Origin of the sequence: Clostridium sp. Marseille-P299 (assembly GCF_900078195.1) — a bacterium.
Taxonomy (GTDB): domain Bacteria; phylum Bacillota; class Clostridia; order Lachnospirales; family Lachnospiraceae; genus Lachnoclostridium.
Map to the genome: position 1 here is coordinate 108129 of NZ_FJVE01000007.1, position 13741 is coordinate 121869.

The following is a 13741-nucleotide window of genomic DNA, read 5'->3' on the forward strand; positions in this document are numbered from 1 at the left end:
AATTAATAACTGTTACAATAAAAACATATGGAAGGATGCGATTATATGCATGGGAAAAAGATATATGCTAAGATAATAGTCAATTTACTTTTAACGATAGCACTGGCACTATTTGCAGTGTTGGTCATACCGCGTTTACTTAGTTTTTTTATTCCTTTTGTTGTAGCATTTATAATCTCATTAATTGCAAATCCAGTCGTACGGTTTATGGAGAAAAGAGTTAAGATTGTTAGAAAACATGGTTCTGCAATTATTATAATCGTAGTATTAGCTGTTATTTTTGCATGTCTATATTTTGCATTTGTATTTCTATCAAAACAAGTGCTTTCATTAGTTGCAGACGTGCCTAATATTGCAAGGGCTCTTACAGATTTAATGAATGAACTTTCTATAAAATTATCAAAAGCATATGAAGTTTTACCAGATGGTTTACAAAATGTATTTACGAATTTAAGTCAAAATACTGAAACATATTTAGCAAAATTTCTTGATGGTATAGAACCTCCATCCATACCAGAGGTGGGTGGTTATGTAAAAAACTTTGCTAATTTATTATTTATGGCAATAATCACGATACTAGCTACTTATTTCTTTATTGCAGATCGGGATAAAATGGCAGACTTTGCAAATCGAATGCTTCCAGATTCGTTAAAAAGAGGCTATAAACTGGTTGTAGATAATTTTAAAAATGCAGTGGGTGGATATTTTAAAGCTCAATTTAAAATAATGATCGTTCTATTACTTATTATGTTTATAGCCTTTGAGATAATGCGAGTAGAATTTTCATTTTTACTGGCCCTTGGTATAGCAATACTAGACTTCTTACCGGTATTTGGTACAGGTGCAATTTTAGGTCCTTGGGCAATTATAGAAATAATAAGTGGAAATTATTTAAGGGCAGTATTTATCATAATTATATATCTTGCTTGTTTATTAATTAAGCAGCTATTACAGCCCAAAATGGTTGGAGATAGCATAGGCATCAGTCCATTTGCTACCTTGATTTTTATGTTTATCGGATATCGTATTTCTGGTGTGTTTGGAATGATTATTGGGATACCGATTGGAATGGTTTTAATTAATTTTTATAGAATCGGAATGTTTGAAAGAATTATCAGAGGATTTAAGATAATAATTTCTGATATCAATGAATTTCGAAAATACTAAAATATTGGCATAAACTCTCGAGTGCTTATGTAGGATATTAAGTGTTGAATTACAAAACGTGTATATAGAAAGATGGGATATTATGAGTCGGGGAAAGACGAATCGATGCGATCAGGAGACTACAATTACAGCTGAAGAAGTGAAATGCATATTGCTTGATTATAATATTGGGAAAAAACCATTAGCTAAGCTGTTAGGGTGGGGGGAAACTACGATAATTCGATATATTGAAGGGGATATACCAACCTGTGAATATTCACAGAAGCTACTTCAAATAAAAGAAGATCCAAATTATTATTATGATATACTTTTGAAAAATCAAGACAAATTAACAACAGTAGCATTTAAAAAGAGTAAAAAAGCAGTGCTGAACATTTTAATGAGATCGAAAATTAAGTTAGTAGCACAGTATATAATAAATCGAGCAAATGGAGAAATCACAGCGAAAAGAGTACAAAGTATTTTATTTTATTCGCAAGTATTATCACTAGCCCTTACTGGACATGAATTATTTGATGAATTGTGTAAAGATAATTATAATCATGTTCCATACATAAACTTATATGAGAGTATGAGAAAAAACGGAATAAAAGTTATAGAGATGAATACCGATTTTCTAACAAAAAAAGAACGTGATATCATTGATTATGTATACGAAACATTAGATTGGTATGGTGCAAAATCAATCTATGCTCTTTACATGCTAGAAAGTAAGGAATATTTAATGCACGATTACTCAAAAGCTGATCGAACTGTACCCATGGAAGTCTTAAAAAATGAATATAAAGGTATATTTGAAAAATATAATATCGTTCATTATAAAGACTTTGCACTTTATGTTCAAAGAAGAATGAAAGAAGTAGTCTTGAAAAAAGAGATTTTAAAAAGAATCTAAGTTTTTTTATGTTTAAAAATGAAAGTACTTTCATACATATTAAAACGTTATTATAACCAAGGAAATAAACATTCAAAAATCTAAAAAAAGTTGGAGAATACAAATTGTTATTCTCCAACTTTTTTGATTATCTAAGAATTCTATAATAAAATATAATACTATTTTCTATTCGCTCTCTTACGTAATGTAGGATCAAGAATCTTTTTACGGATACGTAAGCTCTTAGGAGTAACTTCTAATAATTCATCGGTATCGATAAATTCAAGAGATTGCTCTAAGCTTAAAACTCTAGGAGGTGATAAACGTAATGCGTCATCAGAACCAGAAGAACGAGTATTTGATAATTGTTTACGTTTACATACATTTACCTCTACGTCTTCGGTTTTACCATTCTGGCCAATAACCATACCGCTGTATACTTTTTCACCAGCTCCAATAAATAAGGTTCCACGTTCTTGAGCATTGTATAAACCATAGGTAATTGCTTCACCACTTTCATAAGCAATTAAGCTACCTTGTTTACGATACTGAATTTCGCCTTTAAAAGGAGCATAACCATCAAAAGAAGTATTGATGATACCGTTACCCTTAGTATCTGTCATAAATTCGCCACGGTAACCGATAAGACCTCTTGCAGGGATTGAGAACTCTAAACGAGTATATCCACCATTTGCAGTAGACATACCGAGTAATTCACCTTTACGACTGGAGAGTTTTTCAATTACACTACCAGCAAATTCTTCTGGAATATCAATATAAGCACGTTCCATTGGCTCTAATTTATGTCCATTTTCATCTTGTTTATAAAGTACTTCAGCTTTACTTACAGCAAATTCAAAACCTTCACGGCGCATATTTTCAATTAAAACGGAAAGATGCAATTCACCACGGCCAGATACTTTGTAACTTTCTGTTGTTTCTGTTTCTTCAACTCGTAAACTTACATCGGTATTAAGTTCGCGGAATAATCTCTCACGAAGATGTCTTGAAGTTACAAACTTACCTTCTTGTCCAGCAAGTGGGCTGTCATTTACAAGGAAATGCATTGCAATTGTTGGCTCTGATATTTTTTGGAATGGAATTGCAACTGGATTTTCAGGAGAGCAGATTGTATCACCAATATGGATATCGGAAATACCGGAAATTGCTACAATTGATCCAACAGTTGCTTCTTGTACTTCAACCTTTTTTAATCCTTCATATTCGTATAACTTATTAATTTTTACTTTACGACTCTTTTCTGGTTCGTGAGCATTTACAATAACAACATCCTGATTTACTTTTATAACACCATTATCTACTTTACCAACACCAATACGACCAACATATTCATTGTAATCAATTGTACTAATTAAAACTTGAGTACCAGCTTCAGCATCGCCTTCAGGAGCAGGAATATAGTCAATAATTGTTTCAAATAAAGGTTGCATATTTTGAGGAGTATCACCCAATTCTAAAATTGCAACACCAGATTTTGCAGATGCGAATACGAATGGACATTCTAATTGTTCTTCATTTGCATCTAAGTCAATGAAAAGTTCAAGAACTTCATCGATAACTTCTCTAGGTCTAGCCTCAGGACGATCGATTTTATTAATACATACAATAACTGGTAAATTAAGTTCTAATGCTTTTTTTAATACGAATTTGGTCTGTGGCATCGCACCTTCAAAAGCATCGACAACAAGAACAACTCCATTAACCATTTTAAGAACACGTTCTACTTCACCACCAAAATCTGCATGTCCAGGAGTATCAATAATATTAATTTTAACTCCATTGTAGGAAACAGCAGTATTTTTTGATAGAATAGTTATTCCACGTTCCTTTTCAATATCATTGGAATCCATAACTCGTTCTTCTACAACTTGGTTCGTACGAAATACACCACTTTGTTTTAACAATTGGTCTACAAGTGTAGTTTTTCCATGGTCAACGTGTGCTATAATTGCGATATTTCTTACATCTTCACGTGTCATTTTCATATCTATCCTCTTTCTACAGGGCTGTCATACATACTTCATTTCATAAGAATATAATTATAGACATATTATAATTATATACATAGTAGTTTGTGTAACAGTTCCAATTTAAATTAAAAGTTGAAAAATTCAACTTAACCGACATGATGTCTTTATGACATCTCATATTTTAGTGTGAAATCATTTTACTCACACCTATCATGTATTTTTTAAATAATACATTTATATATCCAACATTATTGACTAACAATGTATATCCTACGTAATTATAGAAATAATAAACATAGTAGCAATAATTATGTCGCTAGAAAATATAATTCAACCACAGTATTGTATCATATTCTATCGATTTTACAAGGATTTTCTTGGGGCTAAGTATATTTTTAGTAAATTTATCAATGAATGCCTACTTTACATAGTGAAATTCAATCGTTATGACTATAAAGTTTTTAAGGGTATAAATAGTTGAAACGTGGCGAAACTACTTGATATCTTAAGGTATTATATGATAAGATGGTGATAAATTACGTAATTTGTCTTAAAAAGTAAATGGAAAGTACTTGAAAAGGAAAATATTACCTTATATAATAGGGATTGAAAGAATACAAATTAGTTGTAGAGAAAATTCTGAACGAACTATAGGAAGAGAAGGGAGTCATACGATATGACAGATAAAGTATTTGATAACAATCAAGTAAGTGTTGCAGGCGAGGTAATTAGTGAATTTACTTTTAGCCATGAGGTCTTTGGAGAGGGTTTTTATCTTTTGGATGTATTAGTAAGTCGTCTGAGTAATTCATGTGATGTTATTCCAGTCATGGTTTCAGAGAGACTTATTGATGTTAAGACGGATTACAGAGGAAAGTTCGTAGAAGTAAGCGGACAATTCCGTTCTTATAATCGTCATGAAGATAGCAAAAATCGATTGGTATTATCGGTATTTGCAAGAGAAATTAAGATTAGTGATGAGGAAAACGAAGAAAGTAAACCTAACTATATTTTCCTAGACGGTTTCGTATGTAAACCACCTGTGTATCGTAAAACGCCATTAGGCAGGGAAATCGCGGATATTTTACTTGCAGTAAATCGCCCATATGGTAAATCAGATTATATCCCATGCATCTGTTGGGGACGTAATGCTAGATTTGCTGAGAGCTTTGTTGTTGGTGGACATATCCAAGTGTGGGGAAGAATTCAAAGTCGTGAATATCAAAAGAAAGTAAATGATAACGAGTTTGAAAAAAGAGTTGCTTATGAAGTTTCAGTAAGCAAGTTAGAATTTATTAATGATGAAGTAGAATAGGTAGTAACCCATTTTCTTATAGATAGAATCGTTCACAAGTAAGTGGAGGAGCCGGGGGAACTAGCAAAAAGAAAGGTTAACAATGACAATAGTCTGCGTTAGCCTTTCTTTTTTAGTTTCTTTTCCATATGCTTAATATCAAGAATTTGAAATGATAGATGTATATTCCAGTGACCGTTCTATGACATAATTATGTTAGATTCTCTTTGTAGCACTTAATGTTAAATTGGCATATAATAAATTAAAAGAAATCAACACTATAATAAATAAGGATGTTCTCTATATAGTTAATTTATATGTTGACAGAGCAGAAGTTGGGTGATAATATTAAGACATTGACAATTGAAAACAATTGGTAGAGGCGCATTGATTATTAGTAGACTGCAGGATATGTCAGGCATAGTGGAGTGCAGTTAAAAGGATGAGATGCCGAAGCTTATGGTGACCTGAAAGCCATATGCTGGTTTTATGATGAATAATTATAAGACTGTCATCAGTATTTGATGGAGAGCTACCTAAAGAATACAAAAGGAGCCTATAGGAACACTAAGGGTTTCAATTAGTTATTGGTTATATTCTTTAGCGTCGACTCCAGGTCGGCTTTTTTTATGCCACAAAATATTATGGAGGTGCTATTATGGCTATTTTTACAGGAGCTGGTGTTGCGATTATTACACCAATGAAGGCAAACGGAGATGTTAACTATGATAAGTTAGGTGAAATCCTTGATTTTCAAATTAACAATGGGACAGATAGTATAATTATATGTGGTACAACTGGAGAGGCTTCTACATTAACACATGAGGAGCATCTAGAAAGTATCCGTTTTACCGTAGATTATGTTAATAAAAGAGTGCCTGTTATCGCAGGTACAGGATCAAATTGTACAAATACAGCAATGTATTTAACGAAAGAGGCATATAACGTTGGAGCAGATGCAGTTTTAGTGGTTACTCCATATTATAATAAGGCAACACAAAAAGGGTTAATTGGACATTTTACGGATATTGCAAAATCTGCTGATATACCGGTAGTTCTTTACAATGTACCAAGTAGAACAGGATGCAATATTTTACCAGAAACTGCAGCATACTTAGCAAAGAACGTTGATACGATTGTTGCTATGAAGGATGCAACAGGTGATATATCCCAGGTTGCTAATACTGTATTACTTTCCGAAGGAAACTTAGATTTATATTCAGGAAATGATGATCAAATCGTACCTCTATTATCATTAGGAGGAAAAGGTGTTATCTCTGTATTATCAAATGTGGCACCAAGAGATACCCATGATATCGTGGCTAAATATTTATCAGGGGATACCCAAGGTAGTTTAGAGTTACAGATAAAATATTTACCTCTTATCCATGCTTTGTTTAGCGAGGTAAATCCAATTCCAGTAAAAATGGCAATGAATCTTATGGGAATGGAAGTAGGTCCACTTAGAAAACCATTGACAGAAATGGAAGAAGTACACGCAGAAGTACTAAAGAAAGAACTTATTAAATTAGGCTTAGTGAGATAAAAATGAGTTGCAAATAATAACACTAATTTCAAGAAGTTGGATATTAGAAAGCCCAATGACTAACTTACGCAATTCAATTGTATTTATAAAAATTTGATGTATTTGCAAAGTTAGAATTTTGTAAATAGAATTGAAATAGTAGAAAAGAGGTAAATATGACACGTATAATCATGGTAGGCTGCAATGGAAAAATGGGGCAGGTTATTTCAAATTTAGTAAACGAGGATGAATCCGTGCAGATTGTTGCAGGAGTTGATGTATTTGATGATGGTAGAAATGATTATCCAGTATTTAAAAACATTGGAGAATGTCTAATAGAGGCGGATGCTATTATAGATTTTTCATCTCCAAAAGGTTTGGATTTACTTCTAGATGTTGCAATCAAAAGACAACTTCCAATCGTATTATGTACAACTGGATATTCAGATGAGCAATTAGAGCAAGTTAAGGAAGCATCAGAGCAGATTGCAATCTTACGTTCTGCAAACATGTCCCTTGGCGTAAATGCTTTATTAAAATTAGTAAAGACTGCGGCTAGAATTCTAACAGAAGCAGACTTTGATATTGAAATCGTTGAAAAGCATCATAATCAAAAGGTGGATGCACCATCTGGAACTGCATTAGCGCTTGCAGATGCCATGAACGAAGCATTAAAAAATGAATATTCATATACGTATGATAGATCTAAGGATCGTAAAAAACGTGAGAAAAAAGAGATTGGTATTTCTGCTGTTCGTGGTGGAAACATCGTTGGTGAGCATGAAGTGATTTTTGCTGGAACGGATGAAGTTATTGAATTCAAGCATACTGCATATTCAAAAGCTATCTTTGGAAAAGGTGCAATTTCTGCTGCGAAATTCTTAGTGAATAAAGCACCAGGAATGTACCACATGCAGGATGTTATTGGTTAAAGTTAAATATAGATAATACGTATAAGTGTGAAGGCTATTATGAGATATTTGATAGGAAGATCAAGTATCTGTAATAGCCTTTTATTTATTACTTTTTTTATTCAGACTTTTGACAGGATGTCTAAATTTTGTTTATAATAAGAATATGGAAATTAAAGTATGAAGAACTATATATTAGAGGAAAAGGTATAAGGATTGGTGCTTTTAGATATTTTTTTACCATTTTACAACGGTTATTATTGGTGTACGCAGATACGTAAGCTATCGAAAGTGCCAATAATATTTATATCATCGAATACATCTAACATGGATATTGTTATGGCAATTAATATGGGTGGAGATGAGTTTATTACAAAGCCATATGTTTGTGGACGATAATACATTAACTGTAAATATAACTAGACTTCGTAAGAAGTTGGATGATGCCGGAATAAAAGGCATAATTCATACAAAAAAAGGAATTGGTTACCTGATTGAAGAGTAGCTTAGTAGTCGTTGGAATATTTTCAGTAATATTTATCATCTATGCGAATAACTTTTTATTAAAGAGAAGAAAAAAGAACTTGCTTTATTTATGCATTGCTGGATGTGTGGCAGTATTTATTGTATTTTATATGATTATATATAGTAGAACTGCAAAAGTGTACTATAAATTGGTACAAAGATAGTATTTCTTGTGGGTACATGGGTTTTTGTTGTATAAGGAGGCATGGACTATGAAGAAAAAAATTTTTATCGGATTTTTACTCGTAATTTTTATATTTTATATGGTCTTTCCACTCCAGTTGCAGAATGAGTAGAAAATATTAAAGTTTAAAGGGCTGTCGTAAAATAGAGTTTTATATGGATGCGCATATGAAACAAATCTATTTTACGACAGCCTTTTTTGTTGAGAATTGAGGGATTTCCAAATGCAAAACACATATTTTTCACAAACTTATAAAAAACTTTTCACAAATTAATATTAGAATGATATAGATTGGACAAATGTATTAAGGAATTATAGTTGGCCAAAGTAAAAGGAGGAGAAGACGTTGATAGAAGTAAAGAATTTAGTGAAAAAATACGGCAATCATGTAGCAGTAGATCATCTAAGCTTTACCGTTGAAAAGGGACAAATATTAGGATTTTTAGGTCCAAATGGAGCAGGAAAGTCAACTACTATGAATATGATAACCGGCTATATTTCTGCGACCGAAGGAACGGTTTGTATCAATGGTTATGACATCTATGAGGAGCCAGAGGAAGCTAAAAAGTGTATTGGCTATTTACCAGAGTTACCCCCAGTATATCCGGATATGACAGTAAGAGAGTATTTAAAATTTGTTGCGGATATTAAAAAGGTTGAAAAAAGTAAAAAGAAACAGATGCTACAAGACATAATGGAGCGAATTCAAATTGCTGATGTAGCGGATCGATTAATAAAACATTTATCCAAAGGTTATAAGCAAAGAGTTGGACTTGCTCAAGCTTTAGTAGGATACCCAGAAGTTATTATTTTAGATGAGCCTACCGTTGGCCTTGATCCAATGCAAATCATTGAAATAAGAGATTTAATTAAAGAATTAGCAAGGGAACATACAGTAATTTTAAGCTCTCATATACTTTCAGAAGTAAGTGCTGTTTGTGACTCTGTAATGATTATCAATAAGGGAAAATTAATTGTTAGAGATGAACCGGACCAGTTATCAAAACATTTAAAACGTACCGGTGAATTGGATTTAGAGATAAAAGGAAAGAAAGAAGTTATTGAGGAAGCATTAAAAGATATTACTAACATTGATTCAATTCAATACAAAGAAGAAACAAAAGAAGGATTACTTCCAGTTCATATTTTAACTGCAGGTGAAGATGATGTAAGGGAAGAAGTATTTTATGCATTGGCGAAAGCAGAATGTCCGATTTATTCAATGAAAGGATCATCCATGTCATTAGAGGATGTATTCCTTGAACTTACGAAGTCTGAAAAATCATCTGAAAAACTATCTGAACTATCATATGAAAAAACGTCTGAGAATGAAGAAGATGATACTAAAAGTAATCTAAATAATATTGATAATGAGGAGGAAACGAAAGATGTTAGCGATTTATAAAAAAGAAATAAAAGCCTACTTTACCTCTATTGTTGGGTATTTATTTATAGCATTCTTTTTAGCTATCATTGGATTATATCATTATCTACAGAATATGTACGGTGAGAGTGCTAACTTTAGCTATGCCTTATATAGTATTTCTATCTTTTTTGTATTGTTAGTACCAATGATTACAATGAGAATCATGGCAGAAGAGAATAAACAAAAAACGGACCAGTTGTTATTAACATCTCCGATTAGTATAACAAAGATTATCGTTGGAAAGTATCTTGCAGTAATTTCTGTATTTACAGTAGTTATGGGGATAACTTGTATCTATCCTTTAGTAATGGCTAACTATGGTACCGTTAATTTTAAAATGAATTATGCTGCGATATTTGCATTTTTTTTATTAGGTGCATCCTATATGGCAATTGGATTATTTATCTCCGCAATGACTGAAAGCCAAGCATTTGCAGCAGTTGTAACCTTTATTGTTATCCTGTTAACTTATTTAGCTACGGGAATTGGAAGTATTATGCCAACGGATAATAAAACTGCTTGGATTACATTTTCAGTTTTATATTTAATTGTAACCATTATTACATATGTAATGATGCACAACTTAACCTTATCATTTTTTATTGGATGTATAGGGGAGATCGCAATTGCTGCGCTCTATTTATTAAATCCGACCTTATTTGATGGTTCTGTAGTAAAAGTACTTGGTTGGTTTTCTATGATTACCCGCTTTGATACCTTTATTTATGGAAACTTTGATGTGGCTGCAGTTGTATATTATATCAGCTTAATCGTTTTGTTTATATTTTTAACCATTCAAACGATTAAGAAGAGAAGATGGAGCTAAGGGAGGAGGAAAATAATGAAACGTGAATTTGAAGATAAGAATGATATGATGCAAGAAGAAAATATCAAAAAAAATAGTTCACATCATACAGATAAGATTAAAAATTCTTTTCGAAGTAAAAAGTTTAAAGGTGGAGCATATGCAACTAGCTTATCTGCAATTATGATTGTTTTAGTCGTTGTCATCAATCTATTTTTTTCTGAACTTAATATAAAAATCGATTTGACAGCGGATGCAAAGAATTCCTTAACAGATGAAACCGTAGAGATGATTAAGAATTTAGATGATAAAATAACCATCTATTACTTAGCACAAAGTGGAACGGAAATTGAACAATTTAAGAATATTCTAGAAAATTATGAAAAAGTAAATGATAACATAAAGCTTGTATATAAAGATCCAGTGAAATATCCTAAATTTGCGTCCCAGTACGTAGAAGATGAAATTACAGAACAAAGTTTACTTATTGTAAATGAGTCCAATAATAGAGCAAAATATTTGGATTATGGTGATCTTGTAGTTGCTGAAATGGACTATACAACATATCAATCTACCGTAACGGGTATTGATGTAGAGGGTAGAGTGGATGCTGCAATACAATATGTAACGAATGAGAATCTTCCAAAAATATATGCAGTTGCTGGACATGGCGAAACTTCTACAACAAGTACTATGACCTCCTTGTTATCAAAAGAGAATATTGAAATTTCAAGCATTAATACATTAACAAGTGAAGAAATTCCAGAAGATTGTGATGTTTTATTTATTAATCAGCCACAATCGGATTATACCGAGGAAGAAGTAGAACTTATTAAAAATTACTTCGAAAATGGTGGGGATGCAATTATTTCAGTAGATTATACTACATCGGAATTACCTAATTTTATATCCCTAATTAATTCCTATGGTGTAAACGTAGTAAAAGGAATCGTATTAGAAGGAGATGCTAATTATCGCCGTGGAAATTATGTGAATGAGTTAGTACCTGACATCTCAACACACTCATTTACAGAGGGAATAAAGAATAAAAAGTTTATTGTAGCTCCAGTTTCAACTGGACTTACCATTGCCCAGGATAAGGATGAAACAATTACAGTAACTCCAATTTTATCAACCTCTGATAAGGCTTACTCTAAAACTGACTATAATTCCACAACTTCTTCGAAAGAGAAAAACGATGTGGATGGTCCATTTTATTTAGGACTTGAAGTAAAAAAAGGTTCCGATGAGAATGAAATGAGACTAGCAATTTATTCTGGTAAATACATGTTTGATGATTCTTATTTATCAACCAATGTGTTTGGAAATCAAGATTTGTTAATTAACACAGTAAATGATTTAGCTGAACAAGAAAATACAGTAAGTATCCGTGTTACATCCCTATCGGATGAATCCTTAGTTATGACTTCTGCAGAGAAGAATAGAAATGGTGCAATTGTAACATTCATAATTCCACTTGCGTTTATTATTACTGGCGTTGGAGTAACGATTCAAAGGAGGCGTAAGTAATGGCTAAGAAAAAGAAGAGGAAGAATGCACAAACCTTGATTGCCTTAGTAGGTTTATTGATTGTTATGATCGTAGCTTATATTCTTCTAATTCAACATAATAAGAAAGAAGAGCAGGCATTAGAAGAGGAAGAGGATACTTCAATTTCTTTGAATGAAATAGAAGAGTCAGATATAAAAGAAATGCATATATCCAATAACTCCTGGGATTTTACCTTAGTAAATGAAGATGAAATATGGAGTCTAAAAGGTGAAGAAGCATTTCCACTGGATCAAGATGCAGCGTCTACTTTAGCAAATAAAATGGCATCTCTAACAGCGACAAAGCAAGTGATGGAAGATGCTGAGGATTTATCTGATTATGGACTAGATTCACCAGAGATTACTGTAACCATAACCAAAGCAGATGATTCAGTATTGACTTTAAAAATTGGTAATCAACTAGCGATTGATAGTGGTTATTATGCTACCTTAGATGATGACAATACGGTTTATGTTGTTGAAGCATTGGTACGTAATACATTTGTCAAAGGTAAAAGTGATCTTATGGCATTTGAAGAATTGCCTACTTTAAGCACAGACCTTATTACGGGAATAAAGGTAGATGGTTCTCAATTTTCCAACTTTTCTTTAATAAATGATACAAATAATAAAGATGACTTTTCAGGAAGTTTCTTATATCCATGGTATATATCTGGATATTATAAAGAAAATGCCAATGCAGATTTAACAGCCGTAACTGAATTACTCTCAAATTATGTAAGCATTTCCTTTAAAGAAGGAATTGATTATAAAAAAGAAAATTTAGAACAGTATGGGCTAGACACACCAAAAGATGCATTAACCATTTCGTATCGTGAAGAAGAAGATGGAGATGTAAAAGAGTTAACTCTTTATCTTGGAAATCAAGATGAACAAGGAAATTATTATGTGAGACTCGAGGGCTCTTCTCGTACTTACACAATGTCTGCTAGTAGTGTAACTAACCTATTTGATGTAGATGTATTTTCAATAACATCGAAAACAACCAATATGGTAGGCATTGACTCGATATCTAATTTTTCAGTTAGTACAGGTTCCGATAGCCATTTATATACGGTAGATAAGAAAACTAGCACGGATGATGATGGAAATGAAACTACGACAGATGTCTTTGGGGTTGATGGTGTAACTTATGATGATGACACTAGTTTTAGAAGTTTTTATCAAAGTATCATCGGATTATCGGTAGATGGTATCTTGCCAGAAAATGCAACAGTATCCGATGATGCAGTGCTTCATATCTCATTTCAGCTAAAGGATGAAAATGCTTCGGGAAGTAGAACCTATACCGTTGAATATTTGCCATACGACGCTGATAACTATGCAGTAAGAACCAATGATAAGATACTTTTTACTATAAGTAAAGATAAGATAACAAATGTAATTGATACAATTAATAACTTTAATAGCACAAAGGATACTACGGAATAGAGGTATTTTTCAAGGCATTGTTTCTTGACAGATATCG

Annotated in this window: 10 protein-coding genes, 1 pseudogene and 1 riboswitch; of the genes and pseudogenes, 10 read left to right on the top strand and 1 reads right to left on the bottom strand. The window is 32.4% G+C overall.

Going from position 1 to position 13741, the window contains the following annotated elements:
• The first annotated feature begins 45 nt into the window (after positions 1-45).
• Positions 46-1167 (top strand): sporulation integral membrane protein YtvI, encoded by a 1122-nt coding sequence (ytvI, locus tag BN4220_RS08785; RefSeq protein WP_066715541.1) that lies wholly within the window; start codon positions 46-48, stop codon positions 1165-1167.
• Positions 1168-1249: 82 nt separating this feature from the next.
• Complete coding sequence (locus tag BN4220_RS08790) at positions 1250-2062, top strand: hypothetical protein (protein ID WP_066715542.1); 813 nt, start codon at positions 1250-1252, stop codon at positions 2060-2062.
• A gap of 158 nt (positions 2063-2220) precedes the next feature.
• Here the strand turns inward: BN4220_RS08790 and typA are convergent, their stop codons facing one another.
• Positions 2221-4047 (bottom strand): translational GTPase TypA, encoded by a 1827-nt coding sequence (gene typA, locus BN4220_RS08795; RefSeq protein ID WP_066715543.1) that lies wholly within the window; start codon positions 4045-4047, stop codon positions 2221-2223.
• Between the two features lie 661 nt (positions 4048-4708).
• Here typA and BN4220_RS08800 point away from each other — a divergent pair.
• The 8 genes and pseudogenes from BN4220_RS08800 to BN4220_RS08835 all read left to right on the top strand — a co-directional run bounded on the left by BN4220_RS08800 (position 4709) and on the right by BN4220_RS08835 (position 13704).
• Positions 4709-5347 carry a single-stranded DNA-binding protein gene (locus tag BN4220_RS08800; RefSeq protein WP_066715544.1) on the top strand — a complete coding sequence of 213 codons (639 nt, stop codon included), beginning with the start codon at positions 4709-4711 and terminating at the stop codon, positions 5345-5347.
• 348 nt (positions 5348-5695) lie between these two features.
• Positions 5696-5869, top strand: a riboswitch (Lysine riboswitch).
• Between the two features lie 115 nt (positions 5870-5984).
• Positions 5985-6872, top strand: coding sequence for a 4-hydroxy-tetrahydrodipicolinate synthase (gene dapA, locus BN4220_RS08805; RefSeq protein ID WP_066715545.1), 888 nt, complete (start codon positions 5985-5987; stop codon positions 6870-6872).
• Positions 6873-7027: 155 nt separating this feature from the next.
• Positions 7028-7783: a 4-hydroxy-tetrahydrodipicolinate reductase gene (gene dapB / locus BN4220_RS08810; protein WP_066715546.1), complete on the top strand. Its 756-nt coding sequence runs from the start codon at positions 7028-7030 to the stop codon at positions 7781-7783.
• Between the two features lie 195 nt (positions 7784-7978).
• Positions 7979-8267: pseudogene (locus BN4220_RS20475) on the top strand (DNA-binding response regulator); the annotation flags it as partial.
• A gap of 550 nt (positions 8268-8817) precedes the next feature.
• Positions 8818-9876, top strand: coding sequence for an ABC transporter ATP-binding protein (locus tag BN4220_RS08820; protein WP_066715548.1), 1059 nt, complete (start codon positions 8818-8820; stop codon positions 9874-9876).
• A complete protein-coding gene (locus BN4220_RS08825) occupies positions 9860-10723 on the top strand; it encodes an ABC transporter permease (protein WP_066715549.1) in 864 nt (287 codons plus the stop codon). Before BN4220_RS08820 ends, BN4220_RS08825 begins: the two co-directional genes overlap by 17 nt.
• 15 nt (positions 10724-10738) lie before the next feature.
• Positions 10739-12232: a GldG family protein gene (locus BN4220_RS08830; RefSeq protein WP_066715550.1), complete on the top strand. Its 1494-nt coding sequence runs from the start codon at positions 10739-10741 to the stop codon at positions 12230-12232.
• The gene (locus tag BN4220_RS08835) at positions 12232-13704 is read left to right on the top strand and encodes a DUF4340 domain-containing protein (protein WP_066715551.1); all 1473 of its coding nucleotides are present in this window, start codon (positions 12232-12234) and stop codon (positions 13702-13704) included. Before BN4220_RS08830 ends, BN4220_RS08835 begins: the two co-directional genes overlap by 1 nt.
• Positions 13705-13741: the final 37 nt, after the last annotated feature.

Coding starts and splice junctions, on each gene's coding strand:
- dapB (WP_066715546.1), top strand. CDS start 7,028: ATGACACGTATAATCATGGTAGGCTGCAATGGAAAAATGGGGCAGGTT.
- typA (WP_066715543.1), bottom strand. CDS start 4,047: ATGAAAATGACACGTGAAGATGTAAGAAATATCGCAATTATAGCACAC.
- BN4220_RS08835 (WP_066715551.1), top strand. CDS start 12,232: ATGGCTAAGAAAAAGAAGAGGAAGAATGCACAAACCTTGATTGCCTTA.
- BN4220_RS08830 (WP_066715550.1), top strand. CDS start 10,739: ATGAAACGTGAATTTGAAGATAAGAATGATATGATGCAAGAAGAAAAT.
- BN4220_RS08800 (WP_066715544.1), top strand. CDS start 4,709: ATGACAGATAAAGTATTTGATAACAATCAAGTAAGTGTTGCAGGCGAG.
- ytvI (WP_066715541.1), top strand. CDS start 46: ATGCATGGGAAAAAGATATATGCTAAGATAATAGTCAATTTACTTTTA.
- BN4220_RS08825 (WP_066715549.1), top strand. CDS start 9,860: ATGTTAGCGATTTATAAAAAAGAAATAAAAGCCTACTTTACCTCTATT.
- dapA (WP_066715545.1), top strand. CDS start 5,985: ATGGCTATTTTTACAGGAGCTGGTGTTGCGATTATTACACCAATGAAG.
- BN4220_RS08790 (WP_066715542.1), top strand. CDS start 1,250: ATGAGTCGGGGAAAGACGAATCGATGCGATCAGGAGACTACAATTACA.